General features: G+C 47.6%; 18 protein-coding genes and 2 pseudogenes. 6 read left to right on the top strand and 14 right to left on the bottom strand.

Translation table 11 applies throughout. From position 1 onward, the window contains the following. Window positions 1-3: 3 nt before the first annotated feature. Window positions 4-930 (bottom strand): homoserine O-succinyltransferase, encoded by a 927-nt coding sequence (locus I4W93_RS00575; RefSeq protein ID WP_205312471.1) that lies wholly within the window; start codon window positions 928-930, stop codon window positions 4-6. A gap of 335 nt (window positions 931-1,265) precedes the next feature. Here I4W93_RS00575 and I4W93_RS00570 point away from each other — a divergent pair, with 335 nt between their 5' ends. Continuing rightward, complete coding sequence (locus I4W93_RS00570; protein ID WP_205312472.1) at window positions 1,266-2,258, top strand: hypothetical protein; 993 nt, start codon at window positions 1,266-1,268, stop codon at window positions 2,256-2,258. Between the two features lie 85 nt (window positions 2,259-2,343). Then, entirely contained in the window at window positions 2,344-3,063 is a 720-nt protein-coding gene (locus I4W93_RS00565) for a glycoside hydrolase family 25 protein (RefSeq protein WP_205312473.1), read from the top strand. A gap of 6 nt (window positions 3,064-3,069) precedes the next feature. Here I4W93_RS00565 and I4W93_RS00560 read toward each other — a convergent pair. Beyond that, a pseudogene (locus I4W93_RS00560) lies at window positions 3,070-3,359 on the bottom strand (IS3 family transposase); the annotation flags it as partial. 98 nt (window positions 3,360-3,457) lie between these two features. On the opposite strand from I4W93_RS00560, the gene I4W93_RS00555 reads away from it, so the two are divergent. Beyond that, a protein-coding gene (locus I4W93_RS00555; RefSeq protein WP_205312474.1) for an IS3 family transposase occupies window positions 3,458-4,569 on the top strand; the annotation gives its coding sequence in 2 pieces (ribosomal slippage) (window positions 3,458-3,719 and window positions 3,719-4,569; 1,113 coding nt in all). A 12-nt stretch (window positions 4,570-4,581) separates the two neighbouring features. On the opposite strand, the pseudogene I4W93_RS00550 reads toward I4W93_RS00555, so the two are convergent. Next, window positions 4,582-4,982: pseudogene (locus I4W93_RS00550) on the bottom strand (transposase); the annotation flags it as partial. Between the two features lie 77 nt (window positions 4,983-5,059). Next, window positions 5,060-6,829: a CocE/NonD family hydrolase gene (locus tag I4W93_RS00545; RefSeq protein WP_205312475.1), complete on the bottom strand. Its 1,770-nt coding sequence runs from the start codon at window positions 6,827-6,829 to the stop codon at window positions 5,060-5,062. 217 nt (window positions 6,830-7,046) lie between these two features. On the opposite strand from I4W93_RS00545, the gene I4W93_RS00540 reads away from it, so the two are divergent. Then, window positions 7,047-7,274, top strand: a complete 228-nt coding sequence (locus I4W93_RS00540) for a hypothetical protein (protein WP_205312476.1) — start codon at window positions 7,047-7,049, stop codon at window positions 7,272-7,274. A 292-nt stretch (window positions 7,275-7,566) separates the two neighbouring features. Here I4W93_RS00540 and I4W93_RS00535 read toward each other — a convergent pair whose 3' ends face one another. Both I4W93_RS00535 and I4W93_RS00530 read right to left on the bottom strand, forming a co-directional pair. Further along, window positions 7,567-8,040: a phage tail protein gene (locus I4W93_RS00535; protein WP_205312477.1), complete on the bottom strand. Its 474-nt coding sequence runs from the start codon at window positions 8,038-8,040 to the stop codon at window positions 7,567-7,569. A 37-nt stretch (window positions 8,041-8,077) separates the two neighbouring features. Then, window positions 8,078-9,628: a phage tail sheath family protein gene (locus tag I4W93_RS00530; RefSeq protein ID WP_205312478.1), complete on the bottom strand. Its 1,551-nt coding sequence runs from the start codon at window positions 9,626-9,628 to the stop codon at window positions 8,078-8,080. Window positions 9,629-9,732: 104 nt separating this feature from the next. Between I4W93_RS00530 and I4W93_RS00525 the strand changes: the two genes are divergently transcribed. Both I4W93_RS00525 and I4W93_RS00520 read left to right on the top strand, forming a co-directional pair. Further along, window positions 9,733-10,713, top strand: a complete 981-nt coding sequence (locus I4W93_RS00525; protein ID WP_224673194.1) for an FAD:protein FMN transferase — start codon at window positions 9,733-9,735, stop codon at window positions 10,711-10,713. Between the two features lie 80 nt (window positions 10,714-10,793). After that, on the top strand, window positions 10,794-11,594 hold the full coding sequence (locus I4W93_RS00520) for a substrate-binding periplasmic protein (RefSeq protein ID WP_205312479.1): 801 nt from the start codon (window positions 10,794-10,796) through the stop codon (window positions 11,592-11,594). A 15-nt stretch (window positions 11,595-11,609) separates the two neighbouring features. Here I4W93_RS00520 and I4W93_RS00515 read toward each other — a convergent pair whose 3' ends face one another. The 8 genes from I4W93_RS00515 to I4W93_RS00480 all read right to left on the bottom strand — a co-directional run bounded on the left by I4W93_RS00515 (window position 11,610) and on the right by I4W93_RS00480 (window position 20,386). Next, window positions 11,610-12,413, bottom strand: coding sequence for a substrate-binding periplasmic protein (locus I4W93_RS00515; protein ID WP_205312480.1), 804 nt, complete (start codon window positions 12,411-12,413; stop codon window positions 11,610-11,612). Between the two features lie 112 nt (window positions 12,414-12,525). Beyond that, on the bottom strand, window positions 12,526-14,103 hold the full coding sequence (locus I4W93_RS00510; protein WP_205312481.1) for a general secretion pathway protein GspF: 1,578 nt from the start codon (window positions 14,101-14,103) through the stop codon (window positions 12,526-12,528). A gap of 10 nt (window positions 14,104-14,113) precedes the next feature. Beyond that, the gene (locus I4W93_RS00505) at window positions 14,114-16,540 is read right to left on the bottom strand and encodes a LamG domain-containing protein (RefSeq protein ID WP_205312482.1); all 2,427 of its coding nucleotides are present in this window, start codon (window positions 16,538-16,540) and stop codon (window positions 14,114-14,116) included. Window positions 16,541-16,543: 3 nt separating this feature from the next. After that, window positions 16,544-17,740, bottom strand: a complete 1,197-nt coding sequence (locus I4W93_RS00500) for a hypothetical protein (RefSeq protein ID WP_205312483.1) — start codon at window positions 17,738-17,740, stop codon at window positions 16,544-16,546. Between the two features lie 16 nt (window positions 17,741-17,756). Continuing rightward, a complete protein-coding gene (locus tag I4W93_RS00495; protein ID WP_224673192.1) occupies window positions 17,757-18,707 on the bottom strand; it encodes an AgmX/PglI C-terminal domain-containing protein in 951 nt (316 codons plus the stop codon). After that, the gene (locus tag I4W93_RS00490; RefSeq protein ID WP_205312484.1) at window positions 18,704-19,228 is read right to left on the bottom strand and encodes an ExbD/TolR family protein; all 525 of its coding nucleotides are present in this window, start codon (window positions 19,226-19,228) and stop codon (window positions 18,704-18,706) included. The genes I4W93_RS00495 and I4W93_RS00490 overlap by 4 nt, the downstream gene beginning before the upstream one ends. Further along, window positions 19,225-19,743 (bottom strand): biopolymer transporter ExbD, encoded by a 519-nt coding sequence (locus I4W93_RS00485; RefSeq protein ID WP_205312485.1) that lies wholly within the window; start codon window positions 19,741-19,743, stop codon window positions 19,225-19,227. The genes I4W93_RS00490 and I4W93_RS00485 overlap by 4 nt, the downstream gene beginning before the upstream one ends. Beyond that, entirely contained in the window at window positions 19,727-20,386 is a 660-nt protein-coding gene (locus tag I4W93_RS00480; protein WP_205312486.1) for a MotA/TolQ/ExbB proton channel family protein, read from the bottom strand. The genes I4W93_RS00485 and I4W93_RS00480 overlap by 17 nt, the downstream gene beginning before the upstream one ends. Window positions 20,387-20,399: the final 13 nt, after the last annotated feature.

Genomic DNA, 20,399 nt, shown 5'->3' with positions numbered 1-20,399 from the left:
TGCTTAAACGCTGCGGCCAATCTGGCTTAGCTCAAATGGCGTGGCCTGATAAACATAATAGTTCAGCCAGTTGCTGAACAGTAAAAAGGCATGACTTTGCCACAGCTTCTGCGGGCCTTGCAATGGGTCGTTATTGCGGTAATAGTTTTCCGGCAGCTTGGGCGCTGCAGCGGCCGCTAAATCGCGCTGATATTCTTCATCCAGCGTGGTTAAGTCGTACTCCGGATGGCCGGTTACAAATACCCGGCTGCCGCTGCTGTTTTGCAATAAATAAGCGCCTGTGACATCGGCTTCGGCCAGTATATGTAAATCATCGTGTTGCTGGTACTTTTGCTTCGGCACCTGCGCATAGCGCGAGTGCGGCACTAAAAACTCGTCATCAAAACCGCGAACCAGCGGGCACAGCGGCTGGCTTACCTGCTGCCAATATACACCAGAGAGTTTTTCACCGCGGATTTCACGCTGTAAACCATAGTATTGATATAAGGCGGCATGCGCTGCCCAACATAAAAATAAGGTCGAGGTAACATTGTTATCGGCCCAACGCAGAATATCGCCAAACTGCGCCCAGTAGGTTACGTCTTCATAATCTACCAAGCCCAGCGGCGCGCCGGTAATAATTAAGCCATCGTATTTTTGCTGCTGTACTTCAGAGAAATAACGGTAGAAGCAGTTTAAATGGCTGGGCGGCGTGTTTTTACTAACATGGTCGTCAATGCGCAGTAAATCGACATCCACCTGCAGCGGACTGTTAGCCAGCAACCGCAACAACTGAATTTCAGTGGCAATTTTATTTGGCATCAGGTTAAGAATGGCAATTTTCAGCGGCCGGATATCCTGCGACTGTGCCCGGCTTTCGGTCATGACAAACACATTTTCTGCCGACAAGGCTTCAACCGCCGGCAACTGATCGATCACTTTAATAGGCATAGCCACACCCGGTTAACTGACATAAGCGCTACTTTGCGCAAAACACACAGCAATGTCAACTTCTATACGTTTAGATGGCCAAATAAAAAGGTGAGTTGTCAGTTTTGCCTTACAGCCATGCTGGCAATTCACCTGCTAGCAGCTAGGCTTAGCAGGCGCTTAACTTATATATTCTTTTTAACACGCCAGACAAAATTAGCTCCCACCCTTTGCAGAACCTGGGTTTTTACCTGCTGTTGAGCCTTAGCAGCAGCGTTATAGGTATTACCATCTTGGCATATATGTGGTTTCAGGCCGCCCCAAAGGTCGAGGCAACTGAACATCAGTTAACACACATGAATATGGATCGTGATAGCTGGATCGCCAAGCTGGCGCAGACAACTAAAGACGATGTACCGCACTGCGCGTATGTTGCAACCGGCGTGTTTTTACAATCGCTGAGCTTTCATTCACTTAACGATGTGCATATCAGCGGCTATATCTGGCAAAAAGTACCCATAGCGCCCGATTGCCCGCTGCAGGCCAAAGCCGGTTTTTACTTTCCAGATGCAATAGAGGGTAGCGCGCAGCTTAATGACGTTAATCAAAAGGTGCGGGACGATGAAACCCTGACAGCGTGGTTTTTTGAAACCACCCTGCGCCAGAAATTTGATTACAACCAGTACCCGCTGGATCAGCAAACGGTAAAGCTGCGTATTTTATCTGACGATTTTTATGGTAAAACGATTCTGATCCCCGATTTCAACGCTTATAACAACTCTGGCATGGCAAGCATCTATGGCGTCGAGAGCGATATGTTGCCGGGCGACTGGCTGATAGCTGAAACCTTTTTCGATTTTAAAACCGCCAGCTACCACAGCAACTTGGGTTACCCCTCCGCCACTGCAGAACAAAGCCCGGAACTGCATTTTAACCTGGTACTAAAACGTAATAATGCCTTTGTGGTTAACTTTCTGCCGGCATTAGCCGTCGCAGTGCTGTTGTTTGCCGTGCTATTAACCATAAGCCGCAAGCGCCGCACGCTGGCGTTTAACAGCTTTTCAATTAAATTGGTTATCGGTGCCATATCGGCACTGTGTGTTGTGGTGTTGTTATTACAGCTTAATACCCGCGCTAAGTTTGCAACGCAGAGCATTGTCTATATCGAGTATTTTTATCTGCTACTGTATATCGCAATCATCGTAGTATTGCTGTGCAGTTTTGTAGTTAAAGCGCCGCTAGACGTGCAGCGGAAACTGGCACCGCATAACTTTGTGCTAGCAAAACTGCTTTACTGGCCCAGCCTGCTGCTGGCGATGGCAATAATTAGCTTCCTGGCGTTGTTTTAAGAAGAAGTGTTTACAAAGTTTGGTATTGTGCGAAATGCCAGATTAAAGGGTAAAGCTTGGCTAAATTAAAACGAGGTTGCTTTGGATGCCAGATATCATTCTTAAGGGTAATATGAAAAAAATAGCCTTTGTGCTTAGCGTTTTCGTTGTACTGTTTTTTACGTCGGTTCAGGTTGGCGCTACAGCAGACGATAGCAAAAATATTGAGTACCACGGGCTTGATCTGTCGCACCATAACGGCGAAGTGGATTGGCAAAAGCTATCTAAAGCGGGAATGCGTTTTGTCTTTATCAAAGCCACTGAAGGCATGGATGACAAAGACCCTAACTTTGATTCGCACTGGCAGAATGCTGAAAAAACAGGCATTGTGCGTGGCGCCTATCATTTTTATGTCACCGAAGATCCGCCAGAGAAACAAGCGCAGTTTTTTATCGATACTGTCAATCTAAGCAGTGGAGATTTGGTACCTGCAGTAGACATCGAGTTACTGGGCAAAAACACCGCCCCTGATGTGGCAGACAAACTTCAGGTATTTGTTAATATTTTGACAGCGCATTACGGTAAAAAACCGATCATTTACACCGGCCGCACCTTCTGGAACAAGAATATGACTGACAAGTTTGGCCAGTATCCATTGTGGATTGCGGAGTATGGAGTGGAAAAACCCGTCAGTCCAAAAGGATGGCTGGATTGGCACTTTTGGCAATGGACAGAGCAATCAACGCTTCCCGGGGTGGAAAAAGAAGTTGATCTTAACTATTTCAACAACCGTGATAAAACGTTCTCTGATTTATTGTTGCCGTAAATTGATTTTATCATTTAGGCTTTCGACAAACGCATTCTGTGTTGGTTTACCCGGCTGAATAAAGCCTAATGTGACACCTGTTTCTTTACTCCAGAAGAACATGGCCTTGCTGGTAAATCAATCGGCTGTCGCGGCCGGGTCAATTTTTTGCGTTTCTTCGTCCGAACCTGTAAGCCTTCTTCGGTGTAAAGCCGATACGTGCGTTTACGATTTTTAACCCAGCCTTCGCCCCGTAGTAAGCCATGTAGCATCAGATAGCCATAGCGCGGGTATTGCGTTGCCAGCGCCTTTAAGCGCTTTCTGAGGCTGCTTTCTGAGGCTGCGGTAATACACCCTAAAAATAACTGACGTCAAAAGTAGAATTTTCTCGTAACATAAACGCAGGAGATTCTGCATGAAAACATCAAAATTTAGTGACAGCCAAATCCTGGCAATCTTAAAACAAGCCGAAGCCGGCGCACCTGTGCCAGAGCTGTGCCGTGAGCATGGTATGAGTTCGGCTACCTTCTATAAATGGCGCGCCAAGTTTGGCGGCATGGATGCGTCCATGATGGCTAGATTGAAAGAGCTGGAAACCGAAAATGCCCGGCTTAAAAAGATGTATGCCGAAGAGCGGCTAAAAGCTGAAATCCTCAAAGAGGCCATCGAAAAAAAGTGGTAAAGCCGTCGCGCCGACGGGAGTTGGCGCAAAAGGCGGTGCAAAACCATTCCATTGCCATCAAGTTAGCGTGTGCCTTGTTTGGGCTTAGCGAAACCTGTTATCGCTATCAGGCCAAACTAAGTGACGAGAACGCGCTAATTGCTGACTGGCTGCTTCGGCTAACGACAACGCACCGCAGTTGGGGCTTTGGTATGTGTTTTTACTTTTTACGCAACGTGAAACGCTTTAGCTGGAACCATAAACGGGTGTTGAGGATTTATCGGGAGCTGGAACTTAATCTGCGCATAAAGCCGAAGAAACGCTTAAAACGGGATAAACCTGATGCACTAGCTGTGCCTGATGCAATGAACCAGTGTTGGTCTATGGATTTTATGCATGACCAGCTTGAAGATGGCCGCAGCTTCAGGCTGCTCAATATCATTGATGATTTTAACCGTGAAGGTCTGGCGATTGAGGTCGACTTCTCGCTACCGGCTGAACGCGTTGTCCGCACGCTCAATCAAGTTATTGAATGGCGTGGCAAACCCAAGCAAATACGTAGCGACAATGGCCCGGAATATATCAGTGCTTTACTGGCTGAGTGGGCCGAAAAACATGATGTAGAACTGAAGTTTATCCAGCCTGGCAACCCACAGCAAAATGCTTATGTGGAGCGGTATAACCGCACCGTTCGCTACGAATGGCTAAACCAATATTTATTCAGCAGTATTGCCGAAGTGCAAGATCATGCGACAGAATGGCTTTGGTTTTACAATAATGAACGACCAAACAAGGCAATTGGTGGCATACCACCGAAATACAAACAGGCTTTAATAACGCAACCTTCTACTTTTAGCGTCAATTAAAAATGGGTGTATTACCCTGCTATCTGTACTTGTCTCAGGTTTATAGCGAAATGCCGTTCGGCTTAGCCCCGCCAGCTTACAGACCACCCGCTCACTCAGGCGAAATGCGTCAATCAGATATTGAGCAACAGGTTTCCTTGCCGCTGGCGTCACCACTTTCTTGACAGCACATCCTTCATGGCTTCGACTTCCAGCATCTTGTCAGCCAACACCTTTTTAAGCTTATTATTTTCGACTTCAAGCTCCTTCAGCCGCCTGGCCTCGTTCACTTCAAGTCCGGCATACTTGCTACGCCAGTTGTAGAACGTGCCAACAGAAACGCCCATGTCACGGCAAATGTCGTCGACCTTTGCCCCTGCTTCATGCTGCTTGATAGCTTTGATAATTTGCTCTTCGGTGTAACGCTTTTTCATTTTGAGATCTCCATTGGCTCCATTTTTTTGGAAATCTCATCGATGTCATGGTTTTAAATTTGGGGGAAAGGTCATTTCTATCCATTTAAATTCTTGACACTTTTTTTTAAAACTGGAACGTTAATGAAACTCTCGTTGTACCAATTTATTATAAGCTCTTCTTCAGCATCGTTAATACTTTCATCGCTTACGTCGGTTCCTGTGCCATAATTAATTTGAGAAAAAGGGTTCTTATTGACATTTACATATACAACTAAACGACTACCTTTCTCCATTTTCCTGCTAATTAAGCGAGAGTCGTAAAATTTTAGTTTTTCCTTTTTACCTGGGGTAAGCAAATTCCTTTTACTAGGATCGTTCGAATAGCTAGCGCGAAAAATATTGTAGGATAGATGAAAATACTTCCCATTAGGTAATAACTCATATAACGTAATGCCAAGATCAACATCTTTCTTATTGATACTTACTACAAGCTCACCGCTAAAGGAACCATTTACAATCGTTTCATTATTAAAAGTGTCACTAACAAATACATACCCATTTTCAGTATCTATCTGGTCTCGTATAATAGGGTCTGGATAATAATCGTTATTTGAAATTTTACGATCTGAAAAGTCAACCTCTTGCTGCAGGTAGTCTTCCTTAGCCGGCCTTCTAGAATCCAATTTGTAAAATTTACTAACAAAATCTTCTTTTTCAGTTAAAAATAACTGAAGAGTTGAATTACTCATTGATTCTATAGTTGGTGCGCTACGCCATACATTTTCGCCCATCACATAATAATTTACTTTGTCCTTCAAAAAACTAGGTTTCACACCTTCTTTCAGAATGTAGTCAAACCACTCATAAGTAATTTTATTCAAGTCTATTAATGCGTTATCATCAATTGCCAACCCTCGCATGTTAGATTGACCACCACGCTGAGCACCGAAATGGTCATATGGACCAATAATTAAATAATGTTGAGCATTAGGATTATACTTAAGGTGTTGTCTAAGATAGTAGAGCCCAGACACTTGTGAATCATTATAATAACCATCCACAGATAACACAGGAATATCTATATTCGCGAATTCTTCTTTATATGGCACCATTGACTGCCAATACTCATCATAGCTAGGGTGCAACAACCATTTTTGAAAAAACTTATTTGGCTGACCATCTATTTCATCCAGTTCTCGATAAGGGCGGCCTGTTTCCCACCAAATATTTTGCATTTTACGAAATCGAGCTCGATCATTGCCAACGACGTTGTCTAGTCTTTTGTTGTTGGTGACATAAAAAGCCCATTCATAATTAGGATTTATAAAGATGTTGCTTTCCATAGGCAACCCCATGCCTGGCCTATTAGCTACATAAGGTACGATTGTCTTCAAAGATGGGTTTAGTTGTTTGGTTGCTGCCCACTGAGTAAATCCATTGTAGCTACCACCATACATACCAACTTTTCCATTGCTCCATGTCTGTTTGCTGATCCAATTGATTACATCGTACGCATCCTTTCCATCAGTCTCATAAGGAAATACATTGTCTGAACTATGACGTTTCCCCCTAGAATAGGCAATCACACCAACATATCCATTATCAACTGCTTTTTTTAAACTATTAATATCTCTTCCATTTTTATCGTCCCGGACGTATATAGTGAATTGAAAAATTGTAGGAAGCGGCAAACTATTTCCTTTTTTCTTCACTACAATTGCGGAAATCTCAGCACCGTCACGCGTTTGGATAAGTATTTTATCTTTAACATCATACTCAGTTCCCAACCCTAGGTTGGTATCCAATTCAGCTCTTGCTTGGCCTGCGGTGATTAAAAGAACCAATAGAATCAAAAACTTTTTCATAAGCCCTCATGGATTTACATAAAATAGGAACAGCATGCAATTGGTGGCATTCTCAACAACAGCTTTTTAATACATTTCAAACTTGTAAAAGTTAACAACCGAATGTCAAACAAGCTTATTAACTCAGTAGAAGCTTAAAACTCAACACGCAATCAAGATACTTCGTATAACTTTTGAGAATTGCTTACTATCGACAACAGAGACGCGGAGCCGGGAAGTGCAGCTATTGGTAAACATTGTAGAGCCAGATCCCGAAAATCAGCCATTCTTTATTTCAAATGAATCAAGCTTGTATGATGTTAGCGGTAAAGATGAAAGTGAAATTGAAATTGAAGCCGATATTAAGCATTACTTTGAAGGTGATTTTCCTAGAAAACTTGGCATGCCAATATGGCAGTTTATCGACCTTATCAACCAACGCTACCCTAGCTGGCTTAATAACTGACCCCAGAAGAACTAAATGCATAACTAACGCAGTCACAATCGGCCACTTCGTGGCCTGGACCTAAAACCGCTGCGCGTGGTTCGGCCTGTCCTGCGAGGGTTAACGTCCGCTGATCGCTCAGGCTGTGTAAAAACTCGTTTTTTGTAGCATCTCAGTATTATCCCAGGCCTGTGATGTAAGAATTTCTCTGGTGTTGACCGTATACAATCTGATTTGTTTTCGGTCGGTTTGGGGGCTTTAAAAGCGGGGGGTATTACCATCGCCGTCAAGCTGCACCGCAGTGCTTTTCCTGTCACGGGGTATCCATGCTGATACCTTCATGCGCAATTTCAATGCTCTCTATCGCGACCTCATTGCCATCTGAGTCCAGATTGGTTGCGGTGATCTTGGTGGGCCAGGCATGGCTTAATGTCCATACCATGGTGGTACCGCCCGCCTCGTCCAGCAAACTGATGGTAATGGGCAGGCGCTTTGTGGTGTTGAGCTTGATTTGGTTAAACCAGTCCCAGAACCTGTTATCTAATTTAAACAGCCCTTTTTTCATAGTTACATTGCTTTGCTTTTTAAGCCCCGGCATCTTGATGGCTGAAAACGTCGGACTACTATCATTACTTGGCGCGCCAGCACGGTAATCTATATCTTGTGTCTCGACATCCAGGCCCGATACTTCCTGAAAGCACATAACTTGTGAATCCCATTGCACCTGAAAGTAAAACTTAGCTATGGGCCATACTGCAGTAGCTTGGGTTGAAGTGTCATCCGCCATTTTTTGCTCCTTGCTAAGCCAATTGGTGACCTGTGGATCAGGATTTCTGCATCTGCTGCTCAAGTGTGATTAGCATAAACTCGGCCGGCCGGGTAAGCGCTACTAACACCGTAACGCGCAAAATACCGTTGAGAATATCGTCTGGGGTCATGGTTTCACCCAAGCCTACTCTAACACTAAAGGCATCTTCTGCTGAGGCGCCCGCTAAGCCACCGCGCTGCCAAATGCCGGTAAGAAAATGGCTAATCATACTTTTAAGAGTCACCCAGGTGCTGGCGGTGTTGCTTTCAAACACATAGGCCTTGGTAGCAAGCCGGATAGACTCTTCCAGCATGATCATGGTGCGCCGAACATTGATATAGCGCCAGTCCAGGCTGTTACCGTCTAGCGTGCGGGCACCCCATACCAATACGCCCTTGCCGACAAAGCTGCGAATAGCATTGACTGATATACCTTGTGGACCAACGTTTAAGTCTTCCTGCTCGTCGTGGGTAATGTTTACTGCAGGAGCTACCACTGCACTTAAACTGACATTGGCCGGTGCCTTCCATACGCCGTGAGTGTTATCTACCAGAGTATAAATACCCGCCATCGCCGCTGCCGGCGGCAGTAAATTTAACATCGCGCACATTTGGCTAAGTAGCTGGTTGTAAAGCGGGCTGATAGCTTGCAAGCTTTGATGTAACAGCTGTTGTTTGGCCATGCGCTCTGCACTGTCAAGCGTGCGCCAGTCTGCGCTTAGCTGGCTAATAACATCGAGTTGCTGCTGCAATTTAAATTGCGCCAGTTTGTCAGCAGCGCTGGCTGTGGTATGCAGCGAAGGTAACTCATCGGGCAGGTTTAGCTGTTGTTTTAGCAATTGTTGCAACAACGCAACCGGCGCCAAATGCTGATAGTTCAGACTGCTCTGCTGCACTATGCTGGTGTTTAGCCACGGATAATAAGCGCTAGCAAAATCCAGATAATCAGTGCCCAGCTTGCCACGGAAATTGTCAATGCAATCGCCATCAGGGGGTTGCCGTGGTTTATTGCCCTGCCAGACATCTAAAATAGCCACCCGATTGCGCATCTTGCCACCGCAATGCGCCAGTGCCGCCTGTTGCACAGCAATGCATTCAGCTTCGCCTAGCAATACCGCGTCGGGGATCAGCAGCAAGGTCGGCTCCTGCTCTCTGGTAAGCACCTCGGTACCCGCCATTAGCTTTTCGCCGTCAACAGCATCAGCGTAGCTGCCAACCGATACGATATAGCACACGCCGCCGCCATTTTGATAAAACAACTGCATGGCATAATACAGCAGATACTTTCCACTGAGCTGAGTCAGCGAATAGTATTTGCCATCAGCAACAACACTGTTGTTCGGCGTTAGCCTGACTTGTGACACGTCAAATAACGGTATTGGCGCCATGCCAAACAAATGTTGAAACTCCGACATAGCGTTGATGCGCACTGGCCGGTTAGTTAGTGATGTAGTACCATTTAACGCTCTTTCTGTATAGCCAACAAAAGCCGGTACAGCCGTTGCTACTTCGACAACAGCATTGGGAAAAGCACTTTTTTCTACAATATAAACGCCGGGCGTTTTCATCCTGAAACCTCATTGTTGTGCTGCACGTTTTGAGCGCAAACATTGAGTAAGTTAATCAGCTCTGTAACAATAGCTGTATTCGCGAAACGCATTTGGCTTTTTTCATGCACCTAATCCGATCCACGTTGTTTGCTACACTTTATTTACTTATTAGTGGTATTGTGTGCAGCAATGCTGCGGCTCAATGGCATCGTCAGGCATTTCAGACACTGGGAACCCAAGCTTATATTGAACTCTGGGACGAGGATGAAGCAAAGGCGCAGCAGCTGATTACTGAGGTAAAAGCCGAATTTGAGCGCATTAATCAGCTGATGAGCCCTTATATCGACAGCAGCGAGCTAAGCATATTAAATAGATTAGCGGCGCAACAAGCTGTTCCGGTGTCAGTAGAAATGTATCAGCTGTTGCAACAAGCTAAACATATTTCGTTGCTAAGTAATGGCGCTTTTGATGTTACCTTTGCCTCGGTTGGTTTTTACTACGATTATCGGGCCAGAAAAAAGCCTGATGCCTCCTTACTGCAACGCGCACGTCAGTTAGTGAATTATCAAAGTATTGAATTACTACAAGGTAATAAGGTTAGGTATAGCCAAGCAGGTGTTAAAATTGACTTAGGCGGCATTGCCAAAGGTTATGCTGTCGAACGCGGTATAGCGTTACTTGCTGCCAACGGCGTAGCGCATGCGCAGCTAAGCGCAGGCGGTGACAGCCGGCTGCTAGGCGACAAATTCGGTAAACCCTGGCTGGTTGCCATTAAACACCCACGGCAGGAACACAAATATGCCGCACAAATACCGTTACAAGATAGCGCTATTAGCACCTCTGGCGATTATGAACGTTATTTTATTGAAGACGGTGTGCGCTATCATCATATTTTGGATCCCAAAACGGGCAACAGCGCCTTGGGCATGTTAAGTGTGTCAGTTATAGGGGCCGACACAACAAAAACCGATGCACTTTCAACTACCCTATTCGTGCTTGGATTACAGCAGGGTATGGAATTGATCGAGCGCATTGAAGGCTATGAAGCTATATTTATTGATGCCAATCACAAGATGCATTTTTCCAGCGGTTTAACGCAGTAATATTCTAACTGTACAATTTTGGCGGTTGTGCTGTAAATTACAGTGTTACGCATTTAATTGTGTAGGGAGCTTTAAACGCTATGCCTTTTTCAGTAGTACTATTACTGCTAGCTTTTACCAGCCTGGCTAATGCAGTTGAGCCCCCCGCCTGTACCCTGCGCATGGCGGCAGAAACAGATTTTCCACCGCACCTGATTAAGCAGCAGGAGCAATGGTCCGGCCTGAGTGTTGAATTAATGCAACGTTTGGCCCGCGAAGTGAATTGTCAGCTGGTGTTTATCAATAGCCCTTGGTTGCGTTCGTTGCAAATGAGTGAGCATGGCGAACTGGATATACTGAGCCATTTGTCGTTTAGTGAACAGCGCAAAGCACATTTTGCGTTTATTGGTCCACATCATATTGAAAGCATCTATCTGGTGGGCGATCCAACGCGGCTGCCTGCCGCCGCTGAGTTGCAACAATTAGCCAGCGAGATTGACTTTGGTAGTATTGCTACCTTGCATGGCGGCTATTATGGCGAAGAGTTTCAACGATTAACTGAGCAAAAAGCGTTTTCTCGCCAGTTGGTTAGCATAAGTAGTATTCAAGATAAACTGGCGCTGCTACGTGCAGGCCGAGTGAATGCAATTTTGGAAGATGTCAGTGTATTGCGCTACTGGCAACAACACAGTTATCCCGATGCAGAGCGATACCAACCGTTAATTAAAGTGTATCAAAGCCCGGTATATTTCGGTTTTAGCAAAACATCATTGTCAACCGAGCGCCTGCAGATATTGGTAGATACCTGGCAACGGCTCTACCTGCAAGGTGAACTTGCCGCTATTTATAAAAAGTACCAGATTGATAACTACGCTGAGCTGCAACCCGCACCACGGTTATAAGTGTGCTGAGTGTTGTCATAATACCGGCAATACTGACGCCGGCAAAGGTAAGCTGAACTGATATTCAGCTAGCTGATAACGCTGCACTATGCTGTCAAAGCTGCCGTTATCATATAATCGTTGCCATGCTGATGCTAACTGCTGCAACTGCTGTGTGCTGAGGGTTTTACGGTTAAAGCCGAAATATACCGGGCTTTGATATACTTCAAATAACGGCAGGTAATCGGCGGTTGGCAAGCTAGCCCGCTTTTTCCAATAGTGGTAAGCCGCGATATCTTCCAACACACCATGCACCCTGCCATTTAGCAACAAGGCTTGCTTGTCTTCATTGCCACGGATAAACACAAAACGGGTGCGATTCTTTGCATCATTTAAAATACTATCCAGTTCATCACCATAATAAGCACCGTTGAGCAGTGCAATAACTCCGGCTGTACCGGCTTGTTTCAACTTAGCCAGTTCCGTTAGCCCGGGAAACGCCTGCGGTACGCCTACCAGATAGATAATTTCCTGCTGATGCGGGCCAATAAAGGCAAACTGCTCACTGCGCTCATGGTTGTAGCTAAGATGGCTCAATACATCCAACTCACCTTGCTCAATAAGCTTTAATGCACGCAACCATGGGCTGTGAATAAATTCGAGTTCGCAATCAATTTCCTTGGCTAATCGTTGCAGCAGCTCTACGTTCAAGCCACTCCAACTATCGTTTTGCTGCAAAATATAAGGTGCGAAGCTGGTTTCAATGCCCATGCGTAACACGCAGCTATAGGCTGGCATACTCAGGTAAAGACAACATAAAGTGAGCAACAAATGTTTCATAGCGCTTGTTCTTCAGCCCGCAAATATTGATTCAACTATATACCTGACTTAACAAACTTGCCTGTGACAGAACCAATTTATGTCACAGGCCAGCATTTAAATTAGCAACATGTTAGATAATCGGGGCGAAAGCGGTTAGCCGATCCAGGCTAGCGGCATTACCAAGCCCATGAAACGGTGCTATCTGCTCTAACCTACCTTGTTCACCATGCAGTGCCAGATAATTGACTAATACCGTTTGCACCAGCAAATTGACATTGTTTGCGGCCATAGAAGAGCCGGTTTCTACTGATGCATCGGCACGCATAAAACCAATTTGTTGATGCCGGGCTTGCTGTTCCGGGCTGCCCCCCAGTAATGACGGCCGGCCATTTGGACTGTATACCAACATAAATGAAGCCGCCGTGGAGGAGTTATCACCGGTCCATTCGCCCTTACCGCGGCCGAACTCAGAATCGTCGATACGGCCGTTGCTGGCTACCGAACCATCACTATAGACATAAATCATTAGCGGCTGGTTCATGCGGGCAGCATACTCCATACAAGCACCGATACAGCGGCCCGCTCTTAAGTCTCTTAGCTCACCGGTACCGCGTTCGCCAGTGTGATAATCATAGCCGCCAATGGTGATGGAGCCGGCTCCGGCAAAGCCATTTACCACCAGTTTCATTACTGATGCGGTTTTGCGAAATTCGGCATCGCCGTTAAATTCCGCCGTACTGAAAATACCGCTCGCGCCAACGATGTCAGGATCAGCGGCCGGGTCCAGTGTCGCTGGGTTACCAAACCGATCGGCCAGATCAGCACTTTTTACATAACCACAACGCAGCAGATCTTTAATCACCGCGTCACGATTAATATTAGTGTTAACGCGGCCCAGCTTACTATCACTTATCCGTTGCACCGACTCCATCACCGCTACCGCATCGCTCTGGCTGAGTAAGCCAAACAGATCGCCCACATCCACCAAGCCGGTTACATCGCTAGGCCGGTCAATTTTGGTGGGCCTAAGCTCAGCGTTATAAAACTCTATCGGTGCCATAGAGTTGGCACCAGAGTCAGAATTACGGGAGCCTATAAGTGGCATTAACGAGCCGCTGGCGCCGGCTTTGGCAATAGCATACATTGGGTTATGTGGGTTATTACCAGTATCGTTTTCTGAGCGTGACGGTATTACCGCACCATTGGTCATTGCCTGGGTGGCCATACTGGTGCGTTCCAGAATACCGGCCAGCATTTGCGAGTCGCTGTGAAACGCCAACCCCAATTGGTCGTTAATAAAACCACCGGCCGGATTAGCCGCATTTACCGCTGTGGGTACCATATCAGCGGGTAATCCCAGTTTGCTGTAGCCTTGTACTGAAAGAAAATCACGTTGGCCACCCGCGCCGCCTACCAGTACATTTGAACCAGCAATATTGGCACCACCGGCTAAATCAAAACAGATAAACGGAATTTTACCCGCGCCCTGCACGTTAATACCGCATAATTGCTTCAGCGCTTCCAAATCGGGTGATAAATCAGCGTAGGCTTTACCCGGGTTGGCAAACAGGCCCAAAACAGAACCGCTGGTTAGCACGGCTGCGCCATAACTCATGCCGTAGGCAATAAAGTCACGCCGGCTCACAGGTTTGCTGTGGCAAGGGTGAAACAACGGGCTATCAGGGTGCAAAGCTGCTTTGCGTTTCATGATATTTCTCCTACTGCACTAGCAGTTCAGCGCTGGCCAGCACGGCGGTGCAAGCTGCTTTGGCAATGGTTAGGCTGCGATCATTACTGCAGCTGCCGCCACAATTACTTAGCCGGTCTATCAGGCCATCCAGCTCGTTGGTAACATCAACACGTAATGCTGAAGTTGCTGGTGCCAGTGGCATGAAGCGATCAAGTAGCGGCGTGATAAATTTAGAGCGGTTGGCGCTGCTATATGTAATAGCAGGTGATGCTGAAAAATCGACTTGGGTAAACCAGGTCTGACGCAGTGCCGTATCGTCAATTGCAGCATTGCAATAGGCAATACCCAGTTGCGTAATTGCCATTTGTTGTGCCGAGACAAAGGTATCAATATTGTCGGCCGACGGTAATTGACGTTGAATCGTCTGATATACCGCAGTAACAGCAGGTTGTTGCTGCGACACGCCGGTCAGCGCGCTCATACTGGCATGAATTTCAGCAAAGGTTCTCAGACCAATATCACTACTTTGGCTATTACTGGCAATAATTTGCTGTACTGGCACGGCACTATCGGTACGAACGTGCTCAAACTCGCCTATACGACCAAAAGACAAGAAGAACTCGTCGCTGGCAGCACCCAGCTCGGTACCAATAATGGTGCCGTAATCAGATAACGTTACTGCACTGCTGAGGTCGGTACCTGCAGCAAATTCAAATTGCTGCGTTATCCAAGCCTGCCCCGTTACCGCCTCTTTACCATTGATCCCCAGCGCCATACCGCTAATGGTTAGCGCCTGCGGCAAGCTGCGTTCAGCCAGATTAATCAGGTAAGGCGAAGTAAACAGGTATGAATAATTATCAAACTGTGCCACTTCAAACACAATATAGCTGTCAGCCAGGCCAATCAGCTCGCCAACGCCGAACAGTAGATAAAATTTCTGCCCGACACCAATATTGTAGTTCTGCTGAATTTGCGCCGCCGTTAACGCTTTATTGTGCACCGCTAATAATCGCACAGTGCCCTGCCATTGCCGATTGCCATTGGCTTCATTGCCGACAATCAGTGCATAGGTATCGTCCCAATTACGAATTACCGAGGCCGTGTCACGCGCGCCAGTATCAATGCCGTTGACATAGATACGCCTGCCATTCACCGGGTCCTGTGTCAGCACTACATGCTGCTGTGTTGCCTGTAATACTTCAGCTGCATCGGCCGTACTTAAAGCCGGTATGCCGGCAAAATCCGAACTGTCAGAGCGCAGCAAAAAGTTATAATTGTACTGACTTTGGCCAAGAGTAAAATTTCGTTCTGTATTACTACCTGCATAGCTAACAATAGCTGCCGGGCCCTCTTGGGTAACATTTGCCGGCACCAGCCAGGCTTCAATACTCATCTCGCCCGTCGCTGTAATTAACTGCGCCAACTTGCGGCTATTTTGTGTACTGGCTTGGGCCCGGCCAGAATTAATCTGCAGCCCCCAACCTGTTACCCAGCTAATATCGCCCTGTAAGCTTAAGTTTGCTGCAGGCTCAACTCCCGACGTGTCATAGGCAATAGCGCCATCGCCGGTTTTAAATTGATAGAACGCAATCTGGTTAGCTTCGAAGCGGCCACCGCTGGATGCGACTACCCCATCGTCTAACCGGAGCGCTTTAGATGGCACCAGATCAGGGTTAAGCGGTGTTAGTGCGACGTTATCCGCAATTTGGCTTATTGCACTTAGCATCTCGGCAGCGTCGGCGGCACAATCTGACCAACAATTATGAAATTCGTCTCCCAAACGGGCAACAAAACGAGACAACTCAGGCGAGTCGAGATTAATCAATTTACGACTGGCATCATAGGCCGCAACAACATCACTATCAGCAAAAAATGGGGCTTGAGTTTGCGCTGCATCCGGCGCGTGGCAGTTAACACAATACTGTCGCAACAGCGGGTGTACCGTAGCAGCGAACAAAGTAGGATCATCCGGCAAAGCTTTACTGGCACCAGGTTCACGCACGGGAGGGGCAACAAGCGTAATAGTGGCGGCCTCAGTATCGGCACTATTTGCCCAATTCCGCAGCCACTGCGCCATGGTATCAGCACAAGCACTGTCACTAGCTTGCCAGCAATTATGCCCGCCCGCCAGCTTCGTCACCAATAAAGATTGTGTCGGGTCGGCCAAATTTACCAGCGGCGTTGCCGCGGCATACGCCAGATTAATATCGTCATTGCGAGCAAAATAAGGTGCCGTATTGCCCTGCACGTGGCAGGCACCGCAACGATTGCTACTGGCGACATTATCCCACAAAGTTAACTTAAACAGCTGAATATCTTCAGTTTGTGGCGCTGGCCCGGTATAGTTGATATTGTCTTCCTGCACCGGCGGCGGTGGGTTCTGCTCAACGTCTGCACCACCGCAACCGCTGAGTAGCAGGCCAAGAATGAGTAACGGGAGTAATAATAACTTCATCGTCTAATCTCCCATACAGTAAGTGGCAGTGTCAGCAAACACCTGTTTCAGATTGTAACCTTCGGTCTGAAAGCTATCGGTTATCTGCTGCAGTGTGGTGACATCCGTTAGATTTTCTGGCTCACGCAGGCAGACAGTGCGAAACACTTTTTTTACCTGACATTGCGCAAAAGCACTGCTATTTGCCAGTTCTTCACCAAGACTTTTAGCGCCATTGCCCAGCCCGGGAAGACTTGTGTCCCAGCCCAGAGCTTTATTTTGACCCTGACGCCAGTAGTTTACCCAGCTATCATCTGCCGTGCGGTAACCGTAAGGAAAGCTGCCGGCATTGATATGGTATTTAGGTTGTACCCTACTTTGTGTAGTGGAGTTTTGCGTACCACTTTGCTGATAAAAGATACGGCCATTTGCGCCTTCGGCATCGCTGAACTGGTAGTCATAATAAGCGAATGCCTGAGCCAATGGGTCCATACCGGCGTGGCAGCCGACACAGCGATTATTGAAAATACGGCTATCGCCGCCCGGGCTGCGGCTGACATCCTGCCGAATACGCTCGGTGGGCCGGCTGATGTCTTGCAGTGGCTCTAAGTCGGTACATAACTGGCTCATCAGCGTAAAGCGAAACATCGCACGGTTGGTGCCAAGATAAAAAAACGCTTTGGCTGCGGCACGGCTGGTCATCACACCGGCGCTGGCTTCTGCCGGTATACCATTTAAGCTACTTTGCGCACGCGGTTCCAAATGTTGCGCCAAATCGACAGCCTGCTGCTCCAGCGCCAGGTAGTGAGCATTGTTATTGCTCTGATACGGCGGTAAACCCAGGCTGTCGGCACCAACATACAGAATGTCGGTTTGCAACAATTGGCGAAAATCGACCTCATCGCGCACCAAGCCAATAACAGTGGCGCTATAGTCGTTCAAAGGCTCAAAGATATCCAAATCGCGGTTAGTCGCCGGCGCAGCAAACAGCTTTAACGTCGTGCGGTAAAAGTCGGCATGCTGCATAGCCAGCATTGCTGCAGCGTTGGCGTCACCGGCGTTAATCAGCGCTTGCATCTGGCTTAACGTAGCAGCATCTCCCGGCACACCCGCTAGCCGGTCGTGCAATCGTTTAGCCTGCTCTAGCGCGCTGGCCTGGGCGGGCACACTTTGTAGTAGCGCAGCCAACATCAGGCTGGTAACTATGATCAAATCACGCATTGTATATACCTCCGGTTTATCCCGGTAAAAATTCCACCGTCCACTGTGAACGGGTCAGGGCTGCAGTTTCGGCGCCGAAATTGATGGAGCGCAACCGCAATATCAGTTGTCTTTCCAACTTGCTGTCGAGTAACTCACTGCTAACGATTGATACCTCTGCCAAACTACCATCCGGGTTAATCACTAAATCAAACACCACTTTGCCTTTTAACAGTGGGTTGGCGCGCAGCGCACGACTATAAAGTGTGTATAAACTACTTTTATTTGCCTCCAGTACCCGGCGGATTGTTGCCTCGGAACGCCCCGGGACGCGTCGCTCACTCGTGGTAGCACTGTCATCTGGTGTTTCAGGCCGGCCCGTGGCCGATAAGCCTTTTAATTCGGCCTCAGCAAGTGCCGTACTGCCTGTATCAGCGAGCTCTGAACGCACTATATCGCCGGCTACCGCAGCGGCCTGGGCCGTAGCAAAGCTTTTTTCTGCGGCATTACGCAGCAATTTTCGCTCTACCTGCGTAGCCTGCGCTTCACCTTTACTTTGCACTTTCGGCGCCGTGTTATTTAGCTGAAAACTTTGCCTTAACTCAGCTAAATCATCACGCATCGCCATTAAACCTGCCTGCTCAGCTTGCCGCCTGGCCTGCTGTGGATCCGGTATTACCGGCTGAGGTTCGGCCGGCACCTGCTCGGCCTTAGGTTCGGGCTTGGGTTCCGGCTTAACGGGCTCCACCACCTGCTCTGGCAAGGGTTCTGGCTCTGGTGGTGGTGGCGCTTTACGCTCTTCCAGCATTACGCGCGCTAATTGCGGCGGCAATTGTTCCTGCAGTTGCCGACTGCGCTCTGGTACGGATAATCCCGGCACCAACACCGCAAAAACTAACCACAGCGCAACGCCAAACCAGAGCAATTGATAAAAACGTTTATCCTCACGCTGCCAGTGCCGCTCTGGAACCATCGTTATTGCCGTCATGGTGCCTCCACCACCGCCGGCGCCATCACTTCTACCGCCAGCGATAAATCGCGGTACTCGGTCTGAGCACAAATCGCCATCAGTTGCCGCAGCAATACATAAGGTGTTGCCGCGTCACCTAAAATGGTCAGCGACCGGCCAGCTGGCTGCTGCGCTTCGGATAAAGGTCCCGCCCGGCTTGCCAAATAATTCAGCTCGGTACTCAATGCCTGTGACAACTGTGGTAACCAGCTGCTACTGTCTTGCTGCCAATCACCTTGCCATACCGGCTTGCCTTGAACCAACACGCCATTGCTGGTTATAGTTAACATCACTTTTTCTGTTGGCAATTGTTCTGATAATGAACGTGGCAGACTGATATCTTTATTGCTTTGCAGTACTTTAACTTCAGACTGATTGACCATTAAGAAAAACACCAGAATGGTAAAAATATCCATCAACGCGACCAGATTTAACTTACCTGCTTGTGCTAACCGCTGATTTTGACGCTCTAAGCGTTTGGCACGAAATGACATTTTCATTCCGTCACCTCGTCTGTTGGCAGCTCACCCAACGATATCTGCGGAAACAACTCGGCATCAACCACTTGTGCTGCAACGACCGCTTTGAACGAGCGCACCGTATCCATTGCCGTCACTAACGTCTGATAGTCTAGCTGGTCCGGCGCAAGTATCGTAATATCTTGTTTTTCTATACTTTTCTGCTGAAAAGTCAGCTTTAAATCCTGTAAGTACAGGCTAAGTCCGGCAAAATCCAAAGCCCCCTGATCGGTTAGCTCAAATACTCTTAACGGCTCACCAGCTGGGTAATTCAGCCGTAACCGATCGGGGCGAATTTCTAGCTCTAGTTGCTGTGGTTGCTGTTGTTCTTGCTGTAGTTGCTGTTCGCTTAATGGCGGTAACTGAATATTCAGCACGCGGATTTGCGCAAACACCAAGCTTAGCAGTAATACCGGCACTAACACGATCATCAGGTTCATAAACGACGTGATGTCGAGCTCCGCCTCGGCAAGCTTTGCTTTACGCCGTTTTATCATCCGAGCCACCATCTGCTTTTTTGGCGATACTGTTCATCAGCTTAATGCCAACCATTTCCATAGTGTCGATAATGCTGGCGGTTTTGCCCTGCAATAACGCATGCACAAACACCAACGGGATAGCTGTCATTAAACCAAAAGCGGTTGTATTCATTGCCACTGAAATGCTGGATGACAGCAGACTGGCCTTTTCGGATGGGTCGGCGTTCGCGACAGCGGAAAATGCGGCAATTAAGCCCATAATAGTACCTAACAGCCCCAACAACGTGGCGACGTTCGCCAGGGTGGCTAAAAACGGTGTGCGCTTTTGCAAGCGTAAACTGTACTCCAGCACCACCTCTTCCATGGCGTACTCCATGTCTTCGCGCCGCTCAGAAGAACGTAAACGCTGCACACCACTGGCGAGCATGGCCAGCAAGGGCGCCGCACTGTTGCTGGCCAGTTGCAGGATTTGGCTACCGTCTGCCTGTGCGACAGCCGATTGCACTTGCGTCATAGCTCGTTGGTTTACACCGTATACCGAACGCAAAAACCACCAACGTTCTACCGCTATCACGATGCCAAGCACCAGGATAAAAGCGATGGGGTAAATAAAGACACCACCTTCCTGTAAAAACCGAACTATGCCGTTTAACAACTCCATGAAAAATATCCTC

Origin of the sequence: Rheinheimera maricola, from assembly GCF_016918075.2 — a bacterium.
GTDB classification, from domain to species: Bacteria; Pseudomonadota; Gammaproteobacteria; order Enterobacterales; family Alteromonadaceae; genus Alishewanella; species Alishewanella maricola_A.
This window is presented reverse-complemented; position numbering and strand designations above follow the sequence as displayed.

Coding starts and splice junctions, on each gene's coding strand:
- I4W93_RS00575 (WP_205312471.1), bottom strand. CDS start 930: ATGCCTATTAAAGTGATCGATCAGTTGCCGGCGGTTGAAGCCTTGTCG.
- I4W93_RS00565 (WP_205312473.1), top strand. CDS start 2,344: ATGCCAGATATCATTCTTAAGGGTAATATGAAAAAAATAGCCTTTGTG.
- I4W93_RS00510 (WP_205312481.1), bottom strand. CDS start 14,103: ATGAAACGCAAAGCAGCTTTGCACCCTGATAGCCCGTTGTTTCACCCT.
- I4W93_RS00535 (WP_205312477.1), bottom strand. CDS start 8,040: ATGGCGGATGACACTTCAACCCAAGCTACTGCAGTATGGCCCATAGCT.
- I4W93_RS00495 (WP_224673192.1), bottom strand. CDS start 18,707: ATGACGGCAATAACGATGGTTCCAGAGCGGCACTGGCAGCGTGAGGAT.
- I4W93_RS00480 (WP_205312486.1), bottom strand. CDS start 20,386: ATGGAGTTGTTAAACGGCATAGTTCGGTTTTTACAGGAAGGTGGTGTC.
- I4W93_RS00525 (WP_224673194.1), top strand. CDS start 9,733: ATGCACCTAATCCGATCCACGTTGTTTGCTACACTTTATTTACTTATT.
- I4W93_RS00530 (WP_205312478.1), bottom strand. CDS start 9,628: ATGAAAACGCCCGGCGTTTATATTGTAGAAAAAAGTGCTTTTCCCAAT.
- I4W93_RS00505 (WP_205312482.1), bottom strand. CDS start 16,540: ATGAAGTTATTATTACTCCCGTTACTCATTCTTGGCCTGCTACTCAGC.
- I4W93_RS00500 (WP_205312483.1), bottom strand. CDS start 17,740: ATGCGTGATTTGATCATAGTTACCAGCCTGATGTTGGCTGCGCTACTA.
- I4W93_RS00570 (WP_205312472.1), top strand. CDS start 1,266: ATGAATATGGATCGTGATAGCTGGATCGCCAAGCTGGCGCAGACAACT.
- I4W93_RS00485 (WP_205312485.1), bottom strand. CDS start 19,743: ATGATAAAACGGCGTAAAGCAAAGCTTGCCGAGGCGGAGCTCGACATC.
- I4W93_RS00545 (WP_205312475.1), bottom strand. CDS start 6,829: ATGAAAAAGTTTTTGATTCTATTGGTTCTTTTAATCACCGCAGGCCAA.
- I4W93_RS00490 (WP_205312484.1), bottom strand. CDS start 19,228: ATGAAAATGTCATTTCGTGCCAAACGCTTAGAGCGTCAAAATCAGCGG.
- I4W93_RS00515 (WP_205312480.1), bottom strand. CDS start 12,413: ATGAAACATTTGTTGCTCACTTTATGTTGTCTTTACCTGAGTATGCCA.
- I4W93_RS00520 (WP_205312479.1), top strand. CDS start 10,794: ATGCCTTTTTCAGTAGTACTATTACTGCTAGCTTTTACCAGCCTGGCT.